The sequence below is a fragment of the Paraburkholderia sp. CNPSo 3272 genome, from assembly GCF_024206495.1.
Taxonomy (GTDB): domain Bacteria; phylum Pseudomonadota; class Gammaproteobacteria; order Burkholderiales; family Burkholderiaceae; genus Paraburkholderia.
Window position 1 is genome coordinate 26,366 of record NZ_JAMBPQ010000035.1, and the last position, 21,944, is coordinate 48,309.

The window sequence follows — 21,944 nt, forward strand, 5'->3', positions numbered from 1 at the left end:
AGCCGCACATGATAGCGAAATTTCTAGCAAGCGATGTGCCGGTCGAGTCGACGCGCAGCGTGGGTCGAGCGGCGCGCGACGCAATGCGGATGGTCTGACGAGAAAATGACGGGGGTTTGACAGCGGCGCGCGACGTGTTGCATTACGTCACGGCCGCGCACCCGGCAAGCACGAGGGCCGCGGCGCGCGTGCGCCGGGCCATGTCGAGAGGCGCGTTGGAAGAGGCAGCCTTACTGCTTGATGAAGCGATCCGTGGTCCAGAGACCTTGCTCGTCGGTATTCGCCGCGTTGACGAATTCGACGTCGTGGCCCACCACCTGTACGACGCGGAACGACTGGTTGTCGGGCGTGGACAAACACTGGAATCCCGTGAAGTATTCCTGCATCTGCTGATGCTCGCCGGCCTGCTCGTGAAGCGCGACGGCGTCGAGCTTGTCTTTCGTGAGGCAGCCATAGGAGCCCGGCTTGAGTTGCACCGTTTGCTGCGGCTTGACGCTCACATCCTGAGCCTGCACCGCGACGACGCAAGCAAGGCTCGCCGCCGCGACGACCATACCGGATAGCCTTTTCATGATTGCCTCCTGCGGGTTTTGCTCAGGTTAGCTATGTATTTAACTTTCATGCCTCACCCGCGTCGTTAACCATAGAAAACTGGTGAAAGACTGCAAGCCCGACTTGTGTGCGCTTGCAACAGTCTTCGAGGCGTGCGGCAGGGTGCCGAGCGCGGCTATGCCATGCAGCTCGGCACAAGAGGGCGTCCAGCAGCACTCCGAAGCATCGATTACAGAGTCCCACGCCTTATTCCACAAGGCACAGCCGGTTATAACGGGAATAAGGATGGTCGGGTTGCGTTTGATTTAAACGGTCCAGTAGATCGCCGGGCAGCCAATGACGCGGCGCACCCAAAGTCACGGGGGCGCGAATTGACAAAGCCGGCATTAATGGATTGGCGACAGAATAAAAACGATGCCAGGCGCCCTTGCGGCTCTCGAAACAAAGCGGTACGCCGCGCTTGCCTCGCGCAAAGGTTCGTGGATAAATCGGGCTTCCCAATGGAGGAACCCCATGACTTTCGCTCACTGGCTGCCGTTCGCGATTGCGTCGGCCATTCTCGTCGCCATTCCCGGCCCGACCGTGCTGCTGGTCGTTTCCTATGCGCTTGGCCACGGCCGGCGCTACGCGCTCGCAACCACGGCCGGCGTCGCGCTCGGCGACTTCACGGCGATGACCGCCTCCATGCTCGGACTCGGTGTGATCCTCGCGGCTTCCGCCACGCTGTTCTCGGTGCTGAAATGGATTGGCGCCGCCTATCTAATCTATCTGGGCGTGAAGCTCTGGCGCGCGCCCGTTGGCGTTGGCGACGCACCGGATACCTCCGAGACTCGCACCGGCCGCATCTTCGCGCATGCATACGCGGTCACGGCGCTCAACCCGAAGAGCATCATTTTCTTCGTCGCCTTCGTGCCGCAGTTCATCGATCCGCATACGGCCATGACATCGCAGATCGTCGTGTTCGAAGCCACCTTCCTCGTGCTGGCGACGCTCAACGCTCTCGCCTACGCGATGCTCGCGGCGGCCGCGCGCAAGGTCGTGCGCAGCCCCCGCGTGCAGCGCGCGGTTAATCGTACCGGCGGCACGCTGCTAATAGGCGCCGGGCTCTTTGCCGCCGCCTGGAGAAAGTCGGCGACATAAGCGGCGGATCCGGATCGACGGCGACCCTGACGCGGGGTCATCCTGAGAGCCGCGAACCGGGCCGCGATTACGCGCCTTAGTTCGGGCACGCAGGGTGCTCCGGGGGCTTGTGATGGTTGGCGAACATTGTTTCCAAGCTTAAGTGCGCGCCCGATGTGCAAACTGTCGCGTCTTGGCTACAATGCAATTGCAAACCGCTTGACAACCAGGAGGTAATCGTGATCGAACACGTAATACTGGGCGCGTTTCTGGTGATTCCCCTTGTCATTGTCGTCTTCCTGTTTTCCGACGAAATCCTCGAGGAGCATCGACAGCGCGTAGAAGCGGGAGACGGACATCATATGGACTGGCGTCATCCGCTGCGCAGCTTCCTGCATCACTGAGCGGGAGCAACGATCGCGCGGATGAACGCGCCGAAGCACGTGGGTGCACTCGTGGATTTCGAGCTCTCCTTGATGGCGTACTTCGTCGCATTGTTCGTGCTGATGGTGTCATCCATCGCGCTCACCCCTCTGTCCGTCCGCCGCGCAGCGCGGTAGCACGCCGCGCATACACGAGGCAGACGCACACGACGGCGATCATGCACGCTGACGGGATTCGCTCCCGGCCAGCGCGCTGGCAAGCCACACCTTTGCGTAATTCGGCGTTACCACTTGCAGCACCTGTATCCAGCAATCGGGCTGACAATCGCTCGCATGTTTTCAAAGGTTCTCAGGGAGAACGACATGCGAAAGATGGCAGCCGTTTTGGTGCTGGCGGGGGTTGCGGTGGCGGCTGGCCCCGCGAGTGCGCACGATCACGGCGGTGACGTGGTTGGCGCCCTGGTTGGCGGCGCGTTGATTGGCGCAGCGGTGGGCGCCGTGCTGAACAGCGGCCCGGCCGTGGCCTACCCGGCTCAGCCGGCTTACGTGCAGCCCGCGCCGGTGTATGCCCAGCCGGCGCCGGTTTATGCCGCCGCCCCGGCCGGCGCGGCGTGTTTCGACCAGTATTCGGGCCGTTACGTGCCTTGCGCGCCGGTCCAGCCCGCGCCGCCTCCGCCGCCGCAGTATGACGACGGCTATGCGCAGCCCGGCTACGGACAACAGCCGGTTTATGCGCAGCCCGGCGGCGGCTGGTAACGCATGCAGCGGCGCACGCCACGGTGCGCCGCCCTCACCTGTCCTTCCTTTTGGCTAGCTCGCCTGCTCGACGGGCGTCACGTTCAGGTTCAGTCGCTGTGTCAGGCGGATGACACCGATTTCGACCATGCGATCAATGCGCGAGACATCGAACAGACGCTGCAGCGTGTCGATACCGTCGACCGGCACGCCATCGATCGTCACGATCGTGTCGTCCACGCGCAGGCCGCCGAGCGCAGCGGGACTGCCCTTGACGATCTCCATCACGCGCACGCCGGTTGTCGCGCCCAGGCTGAAGTAGCGCTGCACCTTGCGCGCGATCGGCACCGTGGTGCCGGCAATGCCGATATAGGCCCGCCGCACCCGGCCGTGCGCGAAGAGCTGCGTGATGACCCACTTTGCCGTGTCGATGGCCGTGGCGAAGCAGATGGCCTGCGCGCCCGGAATGATCGCCGTATTCACGCCAATCACCTGACCGGCCGAATTGATGAGCGGCCCGCCCGAGTTGCCCGGATTGAGCGCGGCATCGGTCTGGATCACGTCGTAGATCATGCGGCCGGCTTCCGAGCGCAGCGAGCGGCCGAGCGCCGACACCACCCCCGCCGTCACCGTTTGCGCGAGGCCGAGCGGGCTGCCCACGGCGATCGCTATCTGCCCGACGCGCAGGCCCGCCGATTCGCCCAGCTGCGCGTGCGGGAGCGCCTCTGCCGCGCCGATGCGCAGCACGGCGAGATCCGTGCTCGGGTCGTCGCCGACGAGGTCGGCGCTCTGCGTCGTGCCGTCCGCAAGCGTCACGCTCAGCTTGCTTGCGCCATGCACGACGTGGCTATTAGTCAGCAAGTAGCCGTCCGGCGTGAACAGGAAGCCCGAGCCGCTGCCGCCGCGCGCAGGCGCCTGGCCCGATGCGCGGCGCTCGACGGCAATGTGCGCGACAGCCGGCTGCACGCGCTCCAGTGCGCCGATCACGGTCCGCGAATAGGCGTCGAGGAGCGCGTCGTCGTCGAAGCCCGGGCGCTGGCCCGCGCCGTCGGGAGGGACGCCGCGAGCCAGATCGTCAATGAAGGAAGGTCGTCTGCCCACGATCTGAATCTCCGAAAAAGTGGGCTCTACATGCAGGGGGCGCGCGACGTTTTCAAGAGCGCGCGCCGAGTCGGCCGAGACGCCGGTCTTGACCGCGGCCCCTGCCGTGCGTGGTCTTTCTACGTCTGCCGGCCGGTTGGCGAGCGCCCCGCAAAAGAAAAAAGCCCGCTCGCGCGGGCTAATCCATGCTCGGGTGACATGGCGAGGTTAAGCGGGAATTCGCGGCGCCGGGCGCTCGCAAAGCAAACGTGTGAACCGGTGAATCAGGCGGCCAGCGCCTCGCGCGCAGCGCCGGTGCAAGCCTGGCGGGATTCCAGTTCGACCATGAGCGCGTCGACGGTGCGGAACTGCGACGGCGTGATCTGGGCGAGGCCGAGCAACGCGCAAAGGCGCTCGTACCAGTAATCGAATGAAAAGACGGCGGGCGTCGTGCCAGCGGATAACGAGGGCGCCATTGCGCGCGTGATATGCGCGATCTCGTCGTCGATGAATCTCATGAGTGCCCCCGTGCGCTGGTCCAACGTCTTGTGAAAACGTGTCTCGCCACTTTAGTTCGGCGGCGGCGCGTGTCCAGCTATCACATCGGATAGGTCGAGTGCAAAGGTCTGACGTCAACCTTTCAGACGGCTTGTTACGGACCCTTAGCGTCGCCAGCCGTGGCCGTAATAGCCTCCCACGCCAACGCCGATATCCACCGACGGCGCCGCATAGTAGCCCGGCGCATAGCCGTAGGCCGGCGCAGGTGCATACGCGTACGGCGGCGCCACGACACAACCCGTGAGGCCGGCCGACAAGCCGGCCAGAGCGATTACGCAGAAGAGTGTTTTCATCGTCGTTCTCCTATACCTCTAATTGTCGGCGAGCCACGCCGAGGCAAGGGTTTGGAAAAGCAACGATGTGTGTCCACAAATTACAGCCGCACACAAGGCCGCTGTGCGTTTGCGGAGTGAGGCAAGGGCGTGTTTGCGAGCGCAAGCATTGAGGCCCGCGCAAGTCAGCCGCCTGCTTGGGGGCTTATGGATTGATCGCACTACGAATTAAATGACGTTGCACTCAGCTCGTAGTGCGCTGAAGTATGGCTGAAGAAGCTTTGCTTTTGAGCAGCGTCGCCGATTCACTCTACGGTCGCTGGAAAAAGCGCCCAGGCCCGCGGGCCCGAGCGAAGCCGTCGCGTCAACGACGGCGGAGGTATTCGTTCAGGTATGCGAAACGACTGCGCGGGATCATCGCAGGCGTTTCAGCAGTATTGCCGTGTTACGGATGGTTATACATGGCGTTCCAGTCGGCCTTGGGCACCGCCGGGCGGCCGGCATCCGAGTTGCCGGCTGCCACGCCGCCATAGCCGCTCGTTGCGCCGTTCGCGGCGGCTACCTTGGCTTCGGCTGCGAGCAGATCGTCGGGGTAGTGCGGGTCCGCCCCCGCGCCCGGATGCCAGCCCGCCTTCGCGAGCTGTTCGAGTTCGGCGCGCACCTGGGCGCGGGTCACGGGAGCATTCGATTGCGCGAACGATGCCATCGGCACCACGAGTGCAACGGCAACGGCTACGGTCTGGATCAGGGACTTCATGCTAACTACCTCCTTTGGCTTTTGATTCGGTGCGACGACGTGTCTGCATCCGATGAGCGAAAGTCTAGGAGCATTGCCGCCGAGGGTTAACCCTCGGCCTTCGAAGGGATTGTTCCAGGCTGGAGAAGAATGGTGCGGGGCGAGGGGCTCTTGAGGGTTACTTCCCGATACAAAAGCGGCTGAAAATCACGCCCAGCAGGTCATCGGACGTGAATTCGCCGGTAATCGAATTCAGCGATTCCTGAGCGAGCCGCAGTTCTTCGGCGAACAGATCGAGCAGTTGCGAGTTCTGATCGGCATGCGCTGCCGCCTGCGCGAGATGCTCGCGCGCCGCGCGCAGCGCAATGAGATGCCGCTCGCGCGCGAGATACACGCTCTGCGCGTCCGCTTGCCAGCCCGCAATACGCAGCAACTCGGCGCGCAGCAGCCCGACGCCGTCGCCCTGTTTCGCCGAAAGGCGCAACTCGCAAACTTCGCTGCCGTTGCCGGCACGACGCTTCGCCACTTCGGGCGGCACACCGGTCAGGTCGGTCTTGTTGAGCACACGCACGACCGGCACACCGGCGGGAAAGCGCGCGGCGATCACCTCGTCTTCGGCGTTCATGCCCGTGCGCGCATCGAGCAGATGCAGCACCACGTCTGCGCGGCCGATCTCGCTCCACGTACGCTCGATGCCGATCTTTTCAACCTCGTCCTCGGTGTCGCGCAAACCTGCAGTGTCGATGACATGCAGCGGAATGCCTTCGACCTGGATGGTTTGGGAAATCTTGTCGCGCGTCGTGCCGGCCACAGGCGTCACGATCGCGAGTTCCGCGCCTGCCAGCGCGTTCAAAAGCGACGACTTGCCCACATTGGGTTGTCCCGCGAGCACGACCGAAAGTCCCTCGCGCAGCAGTGCGCCCTGGCGCGCTTCGGAGAGCACGTGGTCGAGCTGCTCGCGAATGCGTGCGAGCTTGCCGCGGGCATCCGCGGCCTCGAGGAAGTCGATCTCTTCCTCGGGGAAATCGAGCGTCGCCTCCACCAGCATGCGCAGCGTCACGACGTCGTCCACGAGTGCGTGAATGTCGCGCGAGAACGCGCCGTCGAGCGAGCGCCCGGCCGAGCGCGCCGCCGCCTCGGTGCTCGCCTCGATCAGATCGGCCACGGCTTCCGCCTGGGCCAGATCGAGTTTGTCGTTGAGGAACGCGCGCCGCGTAAATTCGCCAGGTTCCGCGAGGCGCAGTCCGAACTCGCGGCCGGCCTCGATGCAGCGCTGCAAAACGAGTTGCAGCACGATCGGGCCGCCGTGGCCCTGCAGTTCGAGTACGTGCTCGCCGGTGTACGAATGCGGCGCAGGGAAGGACAGCGCGATACCCCGGTCGAGCACCGTGCCGGCGCCGTCGAGGAACGGCACGTAGCTCGCGTGGCGTGCAACCAGGTCCTGGCCCGTGAGGGCCTGCATCAACGCAGCGGTCGCCGCCGCGCCGGCACGGCCGGCCGAGACGCGCACGACACCAATCCCGCCGCGGCCGGGCGCAGTAGCAATGGCGACGATGGGATCGGAGTCGGTGGCGAGCATGATAGGCGGACCGTAGAGCAGGGCTGGAATCGGGATGGAGTGTGGCGACTCACTGCGCTCTTACGAGCACTCGCAAAACGCGAGGCATTGTAACGCGCCGGGCAGAGCGTTTTCCGGCTGAACTGCCGCCCGGGAATCGTCTCGCTTTATCTTAATTTAGCTAAGATTAGTCTTAAGGAATTCCGTCAGATTTCGGATAATTCGGGCGCCGCATTTCGCCAATGTCTTGCCATAAGGGAATGGACGGCGATCTCGACCGAAGTCATAAGGCGGCCAGAAGCAGGTGAATTATCGCTTTTATACGTTAAATGTAGCCTAACCGGTTGTCATCTTCGGCAATTTCGGGTTGCACAATTTGGCCCATGCCGACCCCCAACGAAAAAGCCGCTTTCGCCAAACGTCTCAAGTTCGCCATGAAGCGCGCGCCCGAAAAACTACGCGGCAGCACCGATCTGGCGAACCGGTTCAACCTGCGCCATCACGGCGAGCATCCGGTTTCGCCACAAACCGCTCACAAGTGGCTGAGCGGCCGCACCATTCCCACGCAGGACAAGCTGGAAACGCTGGCGAAATGGTTCGACGTGGACATCCACTGGCTGCATTACGGGCCTCCGGGCAACGCAGGCGCGGGCGTGCCGCGGCCGCGCAAGCCCGACGGCAAATATCCGGTTTCCGAGGAAACGCTCGAACTGGCCTCGAAGATCGAGTCACTCAGCGCTCATCACCGCTATCTCGTGCAGGAGCTGGTCGCCCAATTCTACGGCGACGCCGAAAAGAACTGACGCGCTCGCGCGAACGCCGCGCTCTGCGCCGTCAAGGAAATGGCGCTCCGATAATGCAAAAAGCCGTCCGGTTCGCACCGGACGGCTTTTTTGAGCCTTGATTCAGCTGGCGGCATCACTGCCGCCCGGGCACTCAGGCCGGCTTCTTCTTGCCCTTACCCATCATGCGCGTGATGTAGTACTGCTGCGCGATCGACAGCACGTTGTTCACGACGTAGTACAGCACGAGGCCGGCCGGGAAGAAGAAGAACATGACCGAAAACGCGATCGGCATGAACATCATCATCTTCGCCTGGACGGGGTCCGGCGGCGTCGGGTTCAGCTTGGTCTGCACGAACATCGAGACGGCCATCAGCACCGGCAGGATGAAGAACGGGTCCTGCTGCGAAAGGTCGTGAATCCAGAGAATCCACGGCGCGCCGCGCATTTCCACCGACGAGAGCAGCACCCAGTACAGCGAGATGAACACCGGGATCTGGATCACCACCGGCAGACAGCCGCCGAACGGGTTCACCTTCTCCGTCTTGTACAGCTCCATGAGCGCCGCGTTCATCTTCTGCGGGTCGCTCTTGAAGCGCTCGCGCAGCGCCTGCATGCGCGGCGTGATTTCCTTCATGCGCGCCATCGACTTGTAGCTGGCGGCGGAGAGCGGGAAGAACACGGCCTTGATGAGCAGCGTGAGCAGCACGATCGACCAGCCCCAGTTGCCCACGTAGCCGTGGATCTTCTCGAGCAGCCAGAAGAGCGGCTTGGCGATGATCGTCACCCAGCCGTAGTCTTTCACGAGCTCCAGACCCGGTGCGATGCCTTCGAGCATGCGCTCTTCCTGGGGACCTGCGAAGAGGCGCGCCTGCACGGTATCCGTCGCACCCGGTGCGATCGTGCCGAGCGGCTGCTTCACGCCCACGCGGTAGAGCGAGTTGTCGAACTTCTCGACGTAGATGCTGCGCTTGACGCCTTGCTGCGGAATCCACGCGGTCGCGAAGTAGTGCTGCACCATCGCGATCCAGCCGTTATCGGCCTGGCTCACGAAGTCAGCCTTGTTCTTGTCGATGTCGCCGAACGTGATCTTCTGGAAGTGATGCTCGTTCGAGTAGACCGCCGGCCCGATGAACGTGTGCGAGAAGCGCGGCGTTTCGACCGGCTGGCTGTCACGCACGATTTCCATGTAGAGCGTCGGCGAAACCGGCGCACCGCTGACGTTCTGCACCTTCCAGTCCACGCCGATCACGTAGCTGCCGCGCGTGAACGTGTAGGTCTTGGTGACCTTCACGCCGCCTTTCTCGGGCGACTGCAGCGCGATCTGGAAGGAGTTGGCGTCGCCGGTCAGCTCGCGCGGACCTTCGACCGCCGTGAACACGTCGTTGTGGTTCGGGAAGTCGCCGCCGAGCAGGCCGGTGCGCGCGAGGTACGTGTGGTCGTTGGTGTGGTCGAACAGCGTGATGTACTGGTCGGGACCCTTGCCGTCGGCGCTTTCCTTCACGAGCGAAAGCTTCACGAGCGTACCGCCGCGCGTGTCGATCACGCCGTCGTAGACGTCGGTGCGAAAATGAACGAGCTGTGCTGCGGCTGCAGCCGGCTGGGCGGTGTTCGTCGGCGCCTGGCCCGCGGCGGCGGCGGCGGCCGTCGGCAGGTCGGACGCGCCGTTGGCGGCGCTAGCCGGCGCAGGGCCGCCCGCGGCGGTTTGCGTCTGCGTTTGCGTCGCGTTCGGGAAGAACATCGACTGGCGTCCATGGTCGCGCTGCCAGTTGTCGTACAGCATGACAGCTGACATGAAGAAGATGACCCATAGGACGGTGCGTTTAATATCCATGCGTTGTCTCAGTGTCGATGGAATGGCGCGTCAGCGCTTTTTCGGAGATGCAGGCGGGACGAGATCGACGCCGCCCGCCGAAAACGGATGGCAGCGGCACAGCCGCCGCGCGGCGAGGTAAGTCCCACGCGCGGCGCCATGATACTGGATTGCCTCGCGTGCGTAATCCGAACAGGAAGGATAAAAACGGCACCGGCTGCCGAGGAGGGGACTCACGGCAAGCTTGTAGAAACGCAGCAGTGCGATCAATACCGTTTGCATGGCGTTGCGGCCTGGCTGCGCCGCGTTCGAAGACGGACCACGTGCCGCTTGCGCGGCGGCTACGTCGGATATGCCGGACTCGCGCGGCCCGCTCATGATGGGCGGGTCTTGCTCTCGTCCGGCGGCAAATCTTTACTGGCCTGGGCCTGCGCCGGTTCCCCGGCTGCCTGCCCACTTGGTGACGCAGCCTGCGTCGCGCAAGGGGTGCGCGCAGATGTCGCAGGCGCAGCGCCGCCGCGCCGCGTGACTTCGCGCGCGGCCTTTTCGAGCAGCGTCTCGATCTCGTCGCGGCATAAAGCTTTGAGCCCCGGCGAAGACGCCGCCGGCCGTGCCTTGCGATCGAACTTCGTATGCAGGCGCAGCAGCAGGTCGAAACCATCGAGCTGCGCACGGCGCACACGAAACGCTTCGCGGGCAATCCGGCGCACCAGGTTGCGCGTGACCGCGCGCGGTGCGTACTTCTTGCCGATCACGAGCCCGAGCCGCGCCTCGTTGCCGGTGGGCCGGCCGTACACGACGAAGTGCTCGGTGCGGCGCCAGGGGCGCAAACGAAAAACGGATGAGAACTCATCCGTTTTCAGTAGCCTTGCGGCTTTCGGAAAAGCGGCTTGCGTTCGCGACGGCATGACGCCCCGATCAGTTACCGGGTTCGTCCTGTTCGCCGTGCTCGCGAGCGGGCCGCTACCCGTGATTTCGCTGATAGCGATGCTGCCCGACTTAGACGGCGAGGCGCTTGCGACCCTTCGCACGGCGTGCGTTGATCACTTTGCGGCCACCAGCGGTCTTCATGCGCACGCGGAAACCGTGGGTACGCTTACGACGGGTAACGGAAGGTTGGAAAGTACGTTTCATGTTGCTCTCACTGTTGAGTTATGACCGCGGCGAGCATCGCGGAAAAAGGCAATGGCCGGTGGTACTAGGGATTGGTTTTCGAGGAACCCGCTATTTAAGCCGGTTTTTCGTTGGCCGTCAATAGGTTAGGCGATCGAACCTTCTGGACCGGGCGCGCGCCGCCTGCATCGACCGTGGCGGGGGCGCGAACGAGCGTGCGTTGATCAGTCCCTGTGGATAACTTCCTGCTGAGGGGATTTCGGCGTTAGAATCTCGCCTATCCCAAGAATCCTGCATGCCGCTCCGGCCCGCCTGCTTGCCGCAAGACCTTTGCCGCGCGGGCTTCCGGAGCCATTGCCGTCGCCTCGTCAGGGCCTCGTCGCGTGTGCGCGACAAGAGCGGGGCGACCGCAACGCATGCAAACAAAACGACCACAGCAACTCGATGAACGAATTCTGGCAACACTGTTCCGCACTACTGGAGCGTGAGCTAACGCCCCAGCAGTACGTGACGTGGATTAAACCGTTGGCCCCGGTTGCCTTCGATGCTGCGGCGAACACGCTGCAGATAGCCGCTCCCAACCGTTTCAAGCTCGACTGGGTCAAGAGCCAGTTCTCGGGCCGGATCACCGATCTTGCGCGCGACTTCTGGCAGACCCCCGTCGACGTGCAGTTCGTCCTCGACCCGAAGGCGGGCATGCGCGCGCCTCACGTCGCACCGGCGCCCGCGGCCGCGTCGCGCGCGCCGGTGGCTGCCGCGCCTGCGTCCGCATCGGTCATGAGCGCAGCCGCCGCGCCGCAGCCTGCCGCCGTGACGGGCGGGACGGGACTCGCGGGCATGGTGCATGCCGCGTCGGCCGCCGCCGCGCAGGCCACGGCCGATGACGCCGCCGACCTCGATCTGCCGAGCCTCGACGCCAACGAGGCCGCCGCCGGCCGCCGCACATGGCGTCCGGGCCAGGGCGCGGCTGCGGCCGCTTCGAGCGGCGAGCCGGACCCGACCTACGAGCGCTCGAAGCTCAACCCGGTGCTCACGTTCGACAACTTCGTGACGGGTAAGGCGAACCAGCTCGCGCGCGCGGCCGCCATCCAGGTCGCCGACAACCCCGGCATCTCGTACAACCCGCTGTTCCTCTACGGCGGCGTGGGCCTCGGCAAGACCCACCTGATCCACGCGATCGGCAACCAGCTTCTGCTCGACAAGCCGGGTGCGCGCATCCGCTACATCCACGCCGAACAATATGTGTCCGACGTGGTGAAGGCCTACCAGCGCAAGGCGTTCGACGACTTCAAGCGTTACTACCACTCGCTCGACCTGCTGCTGATCGACGATATTCAGTTCTTCTCGGGCAAGTCGCGCACGCAGGAAGAGTTCTTCTACGCGTTCGAGGCGCTCGTCGCCAACAAGGCGCAGGTGATCATCACGAGCGACACGTATCCGAAGGAAATCTCGGGTATCGACGACCGTCTGATCTCGCGTTTCGACTCGGGCCTGACCGTGGCGATCGAGCCGCCGGAGCTCGAGATGCGCGTGGCCATTCTGATGCGCAAGGCGCAATCGGAAGGCGTGAGCCTGAACGAGGACGTGGCGTTCTTCGTCGCGAAGCACCTGCGCTCGAACGTGCGCGAACTCGAAGGCGCGCTGCGCAAGATCCTCGCGTATTCGAAGTTCCACGGCCGCGAAATCTCGATCGAGCTGACCAAGGAAGCGCTCAAGGACCTGCTGACGGTGCAGAACCGCCAGATTTCGGTCGAAAACATCCAGAAGACGGTGGCGGACTTCTACAGCATCAAGGTCGCCGACATGTATTCGAAGAAGCGCCCGGCGAACATCGCGCGCCCGCGCCAGATCGCCATGTATCTGGCCAAGGAGCTCACGCAGAAGAGCCTGCCGGAAATCGGCGAGCTGTTCGGCGGCCGCGACCACACCACGGTACTGCACGCCGTGCGCAAGATCGCCGACGAACGCACCAAGGACGCCCAGCTCAATCATGAGCTGCACGTGCTCGAGCAGACGCTGAAGGGGTAACAGGCATCGGCGGCAGCGCAATGGCGGGGCTCCCGGTCGCATCCCAAAAGTTTTGCCCTGTTTATTTCGCGGATCGCCCCCAATTTAGGGAAGTGGTCCGTTTTCAGGCACAATATGGGTTTAACCGCCCGGCGGTCCGGGGCGGGAACCACGCAGCGGCCTGTGCCGTATTAACCGCCTGAGCGGCGCCAAAGCCGCGTGACTTTCGTGGGGTCACGTCGGCAAAACCGGCGCCAGGCGGGCGCGCAGTCCGTCACATCAACGAAGGAACTCTATGCAACTGGTCAAGACCGAACGCGATAACCTGCTGAGGCCGCTGCAAACGGTGAGCGGCATTGTCGAACGCCGCCACACGTTGCCGATCCTCGCCAATCTGCTGATCACCAAAACCGGTTCCGACGTCTCGTTCCTGTCGACCGACCTCGAGTTGCAGATCACCACGACCGCCGACTTCGGCGTCGGCAATGACCAGGTGGCCACGACCGTCGCCGCACGCAAGCTGCTCGACATCCTGCGCGCGATGCCCGACGGCCAGGTCACGCTCACGCTCGCGGACAAGCGCCTGACGGTGCAGTCGGGCAAGAGCCGCTTCGCGCTGCAAACGCTCGCCGCGGACGAGTTCCCCACGGTGGCGCAGGCCAGGGACTTCGGCGCGAACCTCGCGGTGCCGCAGAAGACGTTCCGCCAGTTGCTCGGCATGGTGTATTTCGCCATGGCGCAGCAGGACATCCGTTACTACCTGAACGGCATGCTGCTCGTCGTGGACGGCGACCAGCTCATGGCAGTCGCCACCGACGGCCACCGCCTCGCGTTCTCGTCGATGAAGATCGAAGGCTCGTTCGCGCGCCAGGAAGTCATCATTCCGCGCAAGACTATCCTCGAACTCCAGCGCCTGCTCGAAGACATCGACGACGTGCTGAAGATCGACATCGGTTCGACCCAGGTGAAGTTCACGTTCGGCCAGGTCGAGCTCGTCTCGAAGCTCGTGGAAGGCAAGTTCCCGGACTTCCAGCGCGTGATCCCGAAGGCGCACCAGAACTCCTTCCAGATCGGGCGCGAAGAACTGCAACGCTCGCTGCAACGCGCGGCGATTCTCACGTCCGACAAGTTCAAGGGCGTGCGCTGCATCATCGAGCCGGGCCAGCTCAAGATCATGTCGACCAACGCCGACCAGGAAGAGGCGCAGGAAGAACTGGAAATCGCCTATCAGGGCGACACCATCGACATCGGGTTCAACGTCACGTATCTGCTCGACGTCCTCGCGAACCTGAAGGTCGACACGCTGGAAGTGAGCCTCGGCGACGCAAGCTCCAGCGCGCTCATCACGATTCCCGAGAACGAGGAATTCAAGTACGTGGTGATGCCGATGCGCATCTAAAAAGCGCGACAGAAGAAGAACACCAGGGGGCGCTGCGCCCCTTTGGCGTTTTTATGGCTTTTTGAAAAAGTCTCGAGCAGTAACACAGGCAGTACGCAGAACCGGAAAATTCCATGACTGATACGAACAACTCGCAACCCGACAACAGCAGCTATGGCGCCTCGTCGATCCAGATCCTCGAAGGTCTGGAGGCAGTGCGCAAGCGGCCCGGGATGTACATCGGCGACACGTCGGACGGCACCGGTCTGCACCATCTCGTCTTCGAAGTGCTGGACAACTCGATCGACGAAGCCCTCGCCGGCTACTGTAACGACATCCGCGTGGTGATCCACGCGGACAACTCCATCTCGATCACCGACAACGGCCGCGGCATTCCCACGGACGTGAAGATGGACGACAAGCACGATCCGAAGCGCAGCGCCGCCGAAATCGTCATGACCGAGCTGCACGCGGGCGGCAAGTTCGACCAGAACAGCTACAAGGTCTCGGGCGGTCTGCACGGCGTGGGCGTATCGTGCGTGAACGCGCTTTCGAGCTTCCTGCGCCTCACGGTGCGCCGCAACGGCAAGAAGCACTTCATGGAATTTCACCGTGGCGTGCCGCAGAACCGTGTGCTCGAAGAGCGCGACGGCCACACGGTCTCGCCCATGCAACTGCTCGGCGACACCGAAAATCGCGGCACCGAAGTGCACTTCATGGCCGACGAAACCATCTTCGGCAGCGTGGAGTACCACTACGACATTCTCGCCAAGCGTATTCGCGAGCTCTCGTTCCTGAACAACGGCGTGCGTATTCGCCTGACCGACCAGCGCACCGGCAAGGAAGACGATTTCGCCTTCGCGGGCGGCGTGAAGGGCTTCGTTGAGTACATCAACAAGGCGAAGACTGTGCTGCACCCGAACATCTTCTACATCTCAGGCGAGAAGGACGGCGTGGGCGTCGAAGTGGCGATGCAGTGGAACGACAGCTACAACGAAAGCGTGCTGTGCTTCACGAACAACATCCCGCAGCGCGACGGCGGCACGCACTTGACCGGCCTGCGCGCGGCGATGACGCGCGTGATCAACAAGTACATCGCCGACAACGAAATCGCCAAGAAGGCCAAGGTGGAAACCTCGGGCGACGACATGCGCGAAGGTTTGTCGTGCGTGCTTTCGGTGAAGGTGCCGGAGCCGAAGTTCAGCTCGCAGACGAAGGACAAGCTGGTTTCCTCGGAAGTGCGCGCGCCGGTCGAAGACGTCGTGGCGAAGGCGCTCGAAGAGTTCCTGCTCGAAACGCCGAACGACGCGAAGACCATTTGCGGCAAGATCGTCGACGCCGCGCGCGCACGTGACGCTGCGCGCAAGGCGCGCGAAATGACGCGCCGCAAGGGCGTGCTCGACGGCGTGGGCCTGCCGGGCAAGCTCGCGGACTGCCAGGAAAAGGATCCGGCGAAGTCGGAGGTCTATATCGTCGAGGGCGACTCGGCAGGCGGCTCGGCCAAGCAAGGCCGCGATCGCAAGTTCCAGGCGATCCTGCCGCTGCGCGGCAAGGTGCTGAACGTCGAAAAGGCCCGTTACGACAAGCTGCTGTCTTCGGAGCAGATCGTCACGCTGATCACCGCGCTCGGCTGCGGCATCGGCAAGGACGACTACAACCTCGACAAGCTGCGCTATCACCGCATCATCATCATGACCGACGCGGACGTGGACGGCGCGCACATCCGCACGCTGCTGCTCACGTTCTTCTATCGCCAGATGCCGGAGATGATCGAACGCGGCTACGTGTATATCGCGCAGCCGCCGCTGTACAAGCTCAAGGCGGGTAAGGACGAGCGTTATCTCAAGGACGATTCGGAGCTCAACGCGCATATGCTGCGTCTCGCGCTGCAAGGCTCCGAGCTCGTGCCGAACGAAGGCGCGACGCCGATCTCCGGTGACGCGCTCGGCGAACTCGCGCGCTCGTACCAGCTTGCGCGCGGCGTGGTGGATCGTCTCTCGCGTCTGTACGACGAGCGCGCGCTCGAAGCGATCATGGACGGCGTGGCGATCGACCTGTCGAGCGAAGCCTCGACCGAGGCTTCGGCGCGTGCACTCGAAGCGCAGCTGCGCGACGATCCGCTCAAGCCTGAAGTGAGCGTGGTGCCGATGTACGACCAGGTGCGCGAGCAACGTTCGCTGCGCGTGGAGCGCCGCCATCACGGCAACGTGAAGGTTTCGGTGATCGACGAAGAGTTCCAGCTCACCGCCGACTATCAGCAGCTCGTGAATACGGCCAATACGTTCAAGGGCTTGATCGGCAAGAACGCCGTGATCAAACGCGGCGAGCGCAGCATGGCCGTGAACGACTTCAAGAGCGCGATGAAGTGGCTGATCGCCGATGCCGAGCGCAACGTGTCGAAGCAGCGCTATAAGGGGCTTGGCGAAATGAACCCCGGGCAGCTGTGGGAAACGACGATGGACCCGACGGTGCGCCGTTTGCTGCGCGTGCAGATCGAGGACGCGATCGCCGCAGATGGCATCTTCACGACGCTCATGGGCGACGATGTCGAGCCGCGTCGGGCGTTTATCGAAAGCAATGCGCTGCGGGCGGGGAATATCGACGTTTGATCGTCTGCTGCTGCCTTTGAACCACAAACGCCCGGTTTCCCGGGCGTTTGTTTTTGTACGGCCTCACGCCGCAAGTCAAGCCGCGAAGCCCACCGGGATGACATAGACGACGCTCTGGCCGGCAGGCAAATCGAGCGCCCTGGCTGCCTGCGGCCCATCGACGGCGCCCACGGGCACAGTGACAAGCCCGAGCGCGACGGCCTGCAGCAGCATGTTCTGGGCGGCGTGTCCGGCCTCGAGGTCGCTATAGACACCGGCTCTCCCCCCATACCGCTGCTTGAGCCGGCCGGGATCGGCAGCCACCACGATCAAGGCTGGCGCCGCCCCGACAGACGCCTGGTTGAGTGCAAGCGCTTGCAGCCTGGGGCGCATGTCGGGCGTCGCTCGCGTCTGCGCGCGGTGGCCTTGAGGCACGTAGTGCATCACCTCTGCGGCGGTCACCATGTAGAGTTCAAGCGCAAACAAAGCGCCGGCCGAAGGCGCCGCGCGCTTGCCGTCCGGGCTGGTCACGCCCTGGCCGGCCCACAGCAGTTGGCCGATGGTCTCGACAGGCAGCGCGTCGGACCTGAACCTGCGCGCAGACCTGCGCCGCTGGATGGCATCCTCGAGAGAGACCGTGCCGGAGACTTTGGGCTTGGGCAGTGCGATCTCATCGGTGTACTTCGCCGGGCTCTCCCGCGCCTGGCCGGTGGAAACCTGGGTCATTGCGCCCGCAGCCAGCGCGGCCAGCAGTTCACGGCGTTTCATCCGGAGCCTCCATGAGTGACGGAGCAGGCCTCGATGGCCTTCGCGATTCTCACTATTTCACCTTTTCGAGCGACACCCGGACCATGGCGCAATTTGAACAATAGTCGACACTGGCCCACTCGCAGAAGTTATAGACCGTAAATTCGAGATTGCGAGGTCCGATTCAACATCGCGATTTACAGCAGCGAAAAAGCGCCTTTGAAGGCGCCATTTTTGCGTGGGGAAGACAGCGGAAATTCACGTCCTGCACTATCCACAGCCCCCAGCGGATAACCACCGGAAAACCCCTGGAAATCACTGTGCATGAATCTTGGATAACTTCGTCTGCACGCAAACTGTGGAAAAGTTGCCAGCAGCTGCCTCGTGTTGTTCCGTTAACGTCCGCAAGGTTATGGTTTTTCCACAGCCCTGTTTACTCAATGGTTTTCCGGGGTTATCCACAGAATACCCAGGGGCTTGTTAACTATTACTACGTTTACGTATACATACGTTTTTAAAACCTTAGAACCCTCGCATCGGAAACGAAGATGCCGCTGTAAGATGGCCCGGCGGCATCGTTCAAACCGTGCGGATCGCATCCCTCATGCGAGCGGGATATAAAGCTCCGTCTTCAAGTCGTCCGGCGCCGCCTCATCGGGCGTATTCAGATAAACCTCGAACGAAGGCGCCGAAAAGTCGGGCGTGCGTCCGAGCTTATTCAGCCCTTCGTTGTAAAACCACATCCATACCTGGCCCAACCCCTGATACGGCCCCTTGTACAGCACCATTGCGTGCTCGCCGCCGCGCAGCTGGAACTTTTCAACCGGCGCCACGATTTCCACGTCGGTTTCGTGCCCCAGATGCAGCGCCGCTTTCGAGCGCAGCTTCGACTCGGCGACCGTATTGGGATCGTCGTAGTAGATGCCCACCATCTTCGAGCCCGACGTGCGCACGTTGCGCTCGCCGAGCCATTGCGCGAGCGTGTAGAACGCATCGCCGATCTTCATGTACGGACCCACGTGGCTGACGGCGAGCAGGTCCATCGGCTCGAGAGTGAGGAGTTTCACGTCGTGGTTTTGCATGATGGCGTCTCCTGGTGCGATGGGCGCGCGATTGCGCAGCGCCTGCGAACCAAGATAGCACCGCGCTCCGCGCGACGCCCCTGGCGTGCCGGGCGCTCGAGCGTCACAAGCTCACGCGCTTCACCGGATACGCCGCGAGCCACGCGTTCTCTTCGTCGTCGTAGAGCCGCGAGCGCGTGAGAAAGCGCAGACCCGTGGGTCGTTCGAGCGAAAACATGCCGCCGTTGCCTGGCACGGCGTCGATGATGAGCTGGGTGTGCTGCCAGTATTCAAACTGCGCCTGGGTCATATAGAACGGCATCCCGCCGATTTCGCCCAACTGAACGTCGGCATTGCCGATCATGAACTCGCCCACGGGAAAGCACATGGGCGCGCTGCCGTCGCAGCAGCCGCCCGACTGGTGAAAGAGCAGGGACCCGTGCTCGCGCGCCAACTGCTCGATCAGCGCGAGCGCGGCCGGCGTGGCGGTAACGCGTTCGACCATGTCGTGACGCTCCTCTCAAGGTGCAATGAAGGAGGCGTCGCGCGCAGCTGCGGCCTCAGGGCCGCAAGACGCCGCGCGCGACGCGCCGGGTGCACCGTGCGGTCAGAAGAACCCGAGCGGCTGCTCGCTATAGCTCACGAGCAGGTTCTTCGTCTGCTGGTAGTGGTCGAGCATCATCTTGTGGTTCTCGCGCCCGATGCCCGACTGCTTGTAGCCGCCGAACGCCGCGTGCGCCGGGTAAGCGTGGTAGCAGTTCGTCCACACGCGCCCCGCCTGGATCGCGCGGCCGAAGCGGTACGCACGCGTACCGTCGCGCGTCCACACGCCTGCGCCGAGGCCGTAGAGCGTGTCGTTGGCGATTTCCAGTGCTTCCTCTTCGGTCTTGAAGGTGGTGACGGACACCACGGGTCCGAAAATCTCTTCCTGGAAGATGCGCATCTTGTTGTGGCCGCGCAAGACAGTGGGCTTCACGTAATAGCCCTCGCCGAGTTCGCCGGCGAGGCTGTTGCGCTCGCCGCCAATCAGGCATTGCGCGCCTTCCTGCTTGCCGAGGTCGATATACGAGAGGATTTTCTCGAGCTGCTCCTGCGAGGCCTGCGCGCCGATCATCGTCTTCGTGTCGAGCGGGTGGCCTTGCTGGATCGCCGCTACGCGCTTGAGAGCGCGCTCCATGAAGCGGTCATAGATCTTCTCGTCGATGAGCACGCGCGACGGGCATGTGCACACTTCGCCCTGGTTGAGCGCGAACATCGCGAAGCCTTCGAGCGCCTTGTCGAAATAGCTGTCGTCGTGGTCGAGCACGTCGGCGAAGAAGATGTTCGGGCTCTTGCCGCCCAGCTCCAGCGTCACGGGAATGATGTTCTGGCTCGCGTACTGCATGATGAGGCGGCCCGTGGTGGTTTCGCCCGTGAAGGCGATCTTGGCGATGCGCTTGTTCGAGGCGAGCGGCTTGCCGGCTTCGAGGCCGAAACCGTTCACCACGTTGAGCACGCCGGCCGGCAGCAGGTCCTGGATCAGTTCGGTGAGCACGAGGAACGACGCGGGCGTCTGCTCGGCGGGCTTGAGCACCACGCAGTTGCCGGCCGCGAGCGCCGGCGCGAGCTTCCACGCGGCCATGAGAATCGGGAAGTTCCACGGAATGATCTGGCCGACCACGCCGAGCGGCTCATGGAAGTGATACGCGACCGTATCGTGATCGATCTCGGAGATGCCGCCTTCCTGCGCGCGCACGCAGCCCGCGAAATAGCGGAAGTGGTCGGCGGCGAGCGGGATGTCGGCGGCGAGCGTTTCGCGCAGCGGCTTGCCGTTGTCGATGGTCTCGGCCACCGCGAGCTTGTGGAGGTTCTGCTCGATGCGATCGGCAATGCGATTGAGAATGTTGGCGCGCTCGGTGGGCGAGGTCTTGCCCCATGCCGCCTTCGCTTTGTGCGCGGCGTCGAGCGCGAGTTCGATGTCGGCTTCGCGCGAGCGCGGGATGGACGTGAACGCGTGGCCGGTGATCGGAGAAATATCGTCGAAATACTCGCCGCCGAGCGGCGCGACCCACTCGCCGCCGATGAAGTTGCCATACTGCTTCTTGTACGGGAATTCGGTGGTCAGGAATTGCATGTCCGCGTGATTCATCTGCGTGCTCCTCTGTGTTCTCGATCTCGATCTGGATGGATGCGGCGAGGCCGCGCTACCGCGGCACGCTAACGCGAGAACCATGCCAGCGCGGCGCGCCGCCAGGCAGTCGCGCCCCAGCGTGTGCATGCCGCGCGAATGCGCTGCGTGCGAGCCTTCAGGTCGGAGAAAGGATTGCGTCAGCCCGGAACAGAAGGGCGGCCAACTGCTCAGGAAGTGAACAGCCTGGGAGCGTAATTGCGGCGGGAGTCGGAGATTTGCGGCGCGCGGGCCGCACTTGCGGTAGGCTTTGCACCCGTAACAGTCAGGAGAGTTTGCATGTCGAGTACATTCGTTTGCCGCAACCAGTCGTGCGGCACCCCGTGGGAACAGAGCGAGGTCGTGATCAAGAACGAAGGGCAGGGGCCCTTGTTCCGGTGTCCGCTGTGTGGTGCCCGTAACTATCTGGAGCAGTTCGAAGACGACGACGGCAACGTCGTCTATGAACAGGTGGACGGCAAGCCGTTCCTCTGAGCGCTGGCGGTTAGAGGATCCGGGTCGCGAGCGTGACGCTGAAAATGGTCCGAAAAGCGAGACGGGTGGATCGGAGTTCGATTGTCTGGATTCCGAAGTTTTTCGCCGTCGATGCCGTTACGGACCTGGCAAGCCTGGAAAGTGAATGACTGGCCCGCCGGCGAACGGCGAAGCGCGAAAAGCGGGCGGCCAGGCGTCGGTTTCAGCGGCGTCCATCCCCAATTTAGTCGGACTATTTGTTACCTATCCATACGGGTAGGCTGGCGAGCGCCCCGGAGCGTCCTACAGTACTTCATACGATAAGAAACCACGGCGGGACCAACGGGGAAAGCCATGACATTCGTCGAACAGGAAATCGCGCACATCGCGCGCGTGATGCCGCCGTCGCTGGCTGGCGATTTCGAAATGCCGGTGATGGGTGTCGCGTACTGGCGCAAGCGCCTGCATGCGCTTTTGAAGCAAAACCATCTGACTCACGTCCAGCTTTCGACCGTCGACACGCTGCTGCGCCAGCTCGACGGCTTCGAGGCGCTCGGCCGCTGGCTGCCGCGTCCGAAGCAGGCCTCGCGTCACGTCAGGCGCGTGAAGTAATTCAGGCCAGTGGCCGCGGAGAAATGCAAAAAGCCCGATCGCAAGGATCGGGCTTTTTGGCTGAATTCGCTGGTGGGGCGTGAGTGACTCGAACACTCGACCTACGGATTAAGAGTCCGCTGCTCTACCAACTGAGCTAACGCCCCCAACAGAAGAAAGATTATGCAGGACTTTTTTTGGCTTGGCAAGCCCCTTCTGCAGATTATCTGAAAATAGTTTGTCGATGCGGC

General features: G+C 63.2%; 23 protein-coding genes, 1 tRNA gene and 1 pseudogene. 9 read left to right on the forward strand and 16 right to left on the reverse strand.

The window, feature by feature from the left end; all coding sequences use genetic code 11:
- Nucleotides 1-230: 230 nt before the first annotated feature.
- Nucleotides 231-572, reverse strand: a complete 342-nt coding sequence (sap1, locus tag M3I53_RS29535) for a surface attachment protein Sap1 (protein ID WP_254319351.1) — start codon at nt 570-572, stop codon at nt 231-233.
- A gap of 493 nt (nt 573-1,065) precedes the next feature.
- On the opposite strand from sap1, the gene M3I53_RS29540 reads away from it, so the two are divergent.
- Entirely contained in the window at nt 1,066-1,692 is a 627-nt protein-coding gene (locus M3I53_RS29540; RefSeq protein ID WP_254319352.1) for a LysE family translocator, read from the forward strand.
- A gap of 218 nt (nt 1,693-1,910) precedes the next feature.
- Nucleotides 1,911-2,075, forward strand: a complete 165-nt coding sequence (locus tag M3I53_RS29545; protein ID WP_167334410.1) for a hypothetical protein — start codon at nt 1,911-1,913, stop codon at nt 2,073-2,075.
- Here M3I53_RS29545 and M3I53_RS38305 read toward each other — a convergent pair.
- Nucleotides 2,069-2,200, reverse strand: a complete 132-nt coding sequence (locus tag M3I53_RS38305; RefSeq protein WP_302057890.1) for a hypothetical protein — start codon at nt 2,198-2,200, stop codon at nt 2,069-2,071. The genes M3I53_RS29545 and M3I53_RS38305 overlap by 7 nt on opposite strands.
- 217 nt (nt 2,201-2,417) lie before the next feature.
- Here M3I53_RS38305 and M3I53_RS29550 point away from each other — a divergent pair, with 217 nt between their 5' ends.
- A complete protein-coding gene (locus M3I53_RS29550) occupies nt 2,418-2,810 on the forward strand; it encodes an ecotin precursor (RefSeq protein WP_254319353.1) in 393 nt (130 codons plus the stop codon).
- A 54-nt stretch (nt 2,811-2,864) separates the two neighbouring features.
- On the opposite strand, the gene M3I53_RS29555 is transcribed toward M3I53_RS29550, so the two are convergent.
- The 5 genes from M3I53_RS29555 to mnmE all read right to left on the reverse strand — a co-directional run bounded on the left by M3I53_RS29555 (nt 2,865) and on the right by mnmE (nt 7,014).
- Nucleotides 2,865-3,890 carry a S1C family serine protease gene (locus tag M3I53_RS29555; protein ID WP_375542604.1) on the reverse strand — a complete coding sequence of 342 codons (1,026 nt, stop codon included), beginning with the start codon at nt 3,888-3,890 and terminating at the stop codon, nt 2,865-2,867.
- Nucleotides 3,891-4,153: 263 nt separating this feature from the next.
- Nucleotides 4,154-4,387, reverse strand: a complete 234-nt coding sequence (locus M3I53_RS29560; RefSeq protein WP_254319354.1) for a hypothetical protein — start codon at nt 4,385-4,387, stop codon at nt 4,154-4,156.
- A gap of 144 nt (nt 4,388-4,531) precedes the next feature.
- Nucleotides 4,532-4,720, reverse strand: coding sequence for a hypothetical protein (locus tag M3I53_RS29565; RefSeq protein ID WP_254319355.1), 189 nt, complete (start codon nt 4,718-4,720; stop codon nt 4,532-4,534).
- Between the two features lie 424 nt (nt 4,721-5,144).
- Nucleotides 5,145-5,456 carry a DUF4148 domain-containing protein gene (locus M3I53_RS29570; protein ID WP_069264556.1) on the reverse strand — a complete coding sequence of 104 codons (312 nt, stop codon included), beginning with the start codon at nt 5,454-5,456 and terminating at the stop codon, nt 5,145-5,147.
- Between the two features lie 157 nt (nt 5,457-5,613).
- Nucleotides 5,614-7,014, reverse strand: a complete 1,401-nt coding sequence (mnmE, locus tag M3I53_RS29575) for a tRNA uridine-5-carboxymethylaminomethyl(34) synthesis GTPase MnmE (RefSeq protein WP_254319356.1) — start codon at nt 7,012-7,014, stop codon at nt 5,614-5,616.
- A gap of 362 nt (nt 7,015-7,376) precedes the next feature.
- On the opposite strand from mnmE, the gene M3I53_RS29580 reads away from it, so the two are divergent.
- Complete coding sequence (locus M3I53_RS29580; RefSeq protein ID WP_254319357.1) at nt 7,377-7,796, forward strand: helix-turn-helix transcriptional regulator; 420 nt, start codon at nt 7,377-7,379, stop codon at nt 7,794-7,796.
- 133 nt (nt 7,797-7,929) lie between these two features.
- Here M3I53_RS29580 and yidC read toward each other — a convergent pair whose 3' ends face one another.
- The 4 genes and pseudogenes from yidC to rpmH all read right to left on the reverse strand — a co-directional run bounded on the left by yidC (nt 7,930) and on the right by rpmH (nt 10,722).
- Nucleotides 7,930-9,609 carry a membrane protein insertase YidC gene (gene yidC / locus M3I53_RS29585; RefSeq protein WP_254319358.1) on the reverse strand — a complete coding sequence of 560 codons (1,680 nt, stop codon included), beginning with the start codon at nt 9,607-9,609 and terminating at the stop codon, nt 7,930-7,932.
- A gap of 30 nt (nt 9,610-9,639) precedes the next feature.
- The gene (gene yidD / locus M3I53_RS29590; RefSeq protein WP_028203242.1) at nt 9,640-9,870 is read right to left on the reverse strand and encodes a membrane protein insertion efficiency factor YidD; all 231 of its coding nucleotides are present in this window, start codon (nt 9,868-9,870) and stop codon (nt 9,640-9,642) included.
- A gap of 203 nt (nt 9,871-10,073) precedes the next feature.
- Nucleotides 10,074-10,496 (reverse strand): annotated as a pseudogene (gene rnpA, locus M3I53_RS29595) (ribonuclease P protein component); the annotation flags it as partial.
- Nucleotides 10,497-10,587: 91 nt separating this feature from the next.
- Nucleotides 10,588-10,722, reverse strand: a complete 135-nt coding sequence (gene rpmH, locus M3I53_RS29600) for a 50S ribosomal protein L34 (RefSeq protein WP_026120950.1) — start codon at nt 10,720-10,722, stop codon at nt 10,588-10,590.
- A gap of 423 nt (nt 10,723-11,145) precedes the next feature.
- On the opposite strand from rpmH, the gene dnaA reads away from it, so the two are divergent.
- The 3 genes from dnaA to gyrB all read left to right on the forward strand — a co-directional run bounded on the left by dnaA (nt 11,146) and on the right by gyrB (nt 16,695).
- On the forward strand, nt 11,146-12,729 hold the full coding sequence (dnaA, locus tag M3I53_RS29605; protein ID WP_254319359.1) for a chromosomal replication initiator protein DnaA: 1,584 nt from the start codon (nt 11,146-11,148) through the stop codon (nt 12,727-12,729).
- A 274-nt stretch (nt 12,730-13,003) separates the two neighbouring features.
- Complete coding sequence (gene dnaN, locus M3I53_RS29610; protein ID WP_254319360.1) at nt 13,004-14,107, forward strand: DNA polymerase III subunit beta; 1,104 nt, start codon at nt 13,004-13,006, stop codon at nt 14,105-14,107.
- A gap of 113 nt (nt 14,108-14,220) precedes the next feature.
- Nucleotides 14,221-16,695, forward strand: a complete 2,475-nt coding sequence (gene gyrB / locus M3I53_RS29615) for a DNA topoisomerase (ATP-hydrolyzing) subunit B (RefSeq protein WP_254319361.1) — start codon at nt 14,221-14,223, stop codon at nt 16,693-16,695.
- 75 nt (nt 16,696-16,770) lie between these two features.
- Here the strand turns inward: gyrB and M3I53_RS29620 are convergent, their stop codons facing one another.
- The 4 genes from M3I53_RS29620 to adh all read right to left on the reverse strand — a co-directional run bounded on the left by M3I53_RS29620 (nt 16,771) and on the right by adh (nt 20,610).
- Nucleotides 16,771-17,442 (reverse strand): SagB/ThcOx family dehydrogenase, encoded by a 672-nt coding sequence (locus M3I53_RS29620; RefSeq protein ID WP_254319362.1) that lies wholly within the window; start codon nt 17,440-17,442, stop codon nt 16,771-16,773.
- 581 nt (nt 17,443-18,023) lie between these two features.
- A complete protein-coding gene (locus M3I53_RS29625; RefSeq protein WP_254319363.1) occupies nt 18,024-18,503 on the reverse strand; it encodes a GyrI-like domain-containing protein in 480 nt (159 codons plus the stop codon).
- Nucleotides 18,504-18,606: 103 nt separating this feature from the next.
- A complete protein-coding gene (locus tag M3I53_RS29630; protein WP_254319364.1) occupies nt 18,607-18,987 on the reverse strand; it encodes a DUF779 domain-containing protein in 381 nt (126 codons plus the stop codon).
- A 102-nt stretch (nt 18,988-19,089) separates the two neighbouring features.
- On the reverse strand, nt 19,090-20,610 hold the full coding sequence (gene adh / locus M3I53_RS29635; RefSeq protein WP_254319365.1) for an aldehyde dehydrogenase: 1,521 nt from the start codon (nt 20,608-20,610) through the stop codon (nt 19,090-19,092).
- A 318-nt stretch (nt 20,611-20,928) separates the two neighbouring features.
- On the opposite strand from adh, the gene M3I53_RS29640 reads away from it, so the two are divergent.
- Complete coding sequence (locus M3I53_RS29640) at nt 20,929-21,123, forward strand: hypothetical protein (protein ID WP_069264575.1); 195 nt, start codon at nt 20,929-20,931, stop codon at nt 21,121-21,123.
- Between the two features lie 333 nt (nt 21,124-21,456).
- Nucleotides 21,457-21,714: a hypothetical protein gene (locus M3I53_RS29645; protein ID WP_051481331.1), complete on the forward strand. Its 258-nt coding sequence runs from the start codon at nt 21,457-21,459 to the stop codon at nt 21,712-21,714.
- A 70-nt stretch (nt 21,715-21,784) separates the two neighbouring features.
- Here the strand turns inward: M3I53_RS29645 and M3I53_RS29650 are convergent.
- Nucleotides 21,785-21,860: transfer RNA gene (locus M3I53_RS29650), tRNA-Lys, on the reverse strand.
- Nucleotides 21,861-21,944: the final 84 nt, after the last annotated feature.

Coding starts and splice junctions, on each gene's coding strand:
- M3I53_RS29620 (WP_254319362.1), bottom strand. CDS start 17,442: ATGAAACGCCGTGAACTGCTGGCCGCGCTGGCTGCGGGCGCAATGACC.
- rpmH (WP_026120950.1), bottom strand. CDS start 10,722: ATGAAACGTACTTTCCAACCTTCCGTTACCCGTCGTAAGCGTACCCAC.
- M3I53_RS29550 (WP_254319353.1), top strand. CDS start 2,418: ATGCGAAAGATGGCAGCCGTTTTGGTGCTGGCGGGGGTTGCGGTGGCG.
- dnaA (WP_254319359.1), top strand. CDS start 11,146: ATGAACGAATTCTGGCAACACTGTTCCGCACTACTGGAGCGTGAGCTA.
- M3I53_RS29640 (WP_069264575.1), top strand. CDS start 20,929: ATGTCGAGTACATTCGTTTGCCGCAACCAGTCGTGCGGCACCCCGTGG.
- sap1 (WP_254319351.1), bottom strand. CDS start 572: ATGAAAAGGCTATCCGGTATGGTCGTCGCGGCGGCGAGCCTTGCTTGC.
- yidC (WP_254319358.1), bottom strand. CDS start 9,609: ATGGATATTAAACGCACCGTCCTATGGGTCATCTTCTTCATGTCAGCT.
- M3I53_RS29570 (WP_069264556.1), bottom strand. CDS start 5,456: ATGAAGTCCCTGATCCAGACCGTAGCCGTTGCCGTTGCACTCGTGGTG.
- M3I53_RS29540 (WP_254319352.1), top strand. CDS start 1,066: ATGACTTTCGCTCACTGGCTGCCGTTCGCGATTGCGTCGGCCATTCTC.
- gyrB (WP_254319361.1), top strand. CDS start 14,221: ATGACTGATACGAACAACTCGCAACCCGACAACAGCAGCTATGGCGCC.
- dnaN (WP_254319360.1), top strand. CDS start 13,004: ATGCAACTGGTCAAGACCGAACGCGATAACCTGCTGAGGCCGCTGCAA.
- M3I53_RS29630 (WP_254319364.1), bottom strand. CDS start 18,987: ATGGTCGAACGCGTTACCGCCACGCCGGCCGCGCTCGCGCTGATCGAG.
- M3I53_RS29580 (WP_254319357.1), top strand. CDS start 7,377: ATGCCGACCCCCAACGAAAAAGCCGCTTTCGCCAAACGTCTCAAGTTC.
- adh (WP_254319365.1), bottom strand. CDS start 20,610: ATGAATCACGCGGACATGCAATTCCTGACCACCGAATTCCCGTACAAG.
- M3I53_RS29560 (WP_254319354.1), bottom strand. CDS start 4,387: ATGAGATTCATCGACGACGAGATCGCGCATATCACGCGCGCAATGGCG.
- M3I53_RS29565 (WP_254319355.1), bottom strand. CDS start 4,720: ATGAAAACACTCTTCTGCGTAATCGCTCTGGCCGGCTTGTCGGCCGGC.
- yidD (WP_028203242.1), bottom strand. CDS start 9,870: ATGCAAACGGTATTGATCGCACTGCTGCGTTTCTACAAGCTTGCCGTG.
- M3I53_RS29645 (WP_051481331.1), top strand. CDS start 21,457: ATGACATTCGTCGAACAGGAAATCGCGCACATCGCGCGCGTGATGCCG.
- mnmE (WP_254319356.1), bottom strand. CDS start 7,014: ATGCTCGCCACCGACTCCGATCCCATCGTCGCCATTGCTACTGCGCCC.
- M3I53_RS29625 (WP_254319363.1), bottom strand. CDS start 18,503: ATGCAAAACCACGACGTGAAACTCCTCACTCTCGAGCCGATGGACCTG.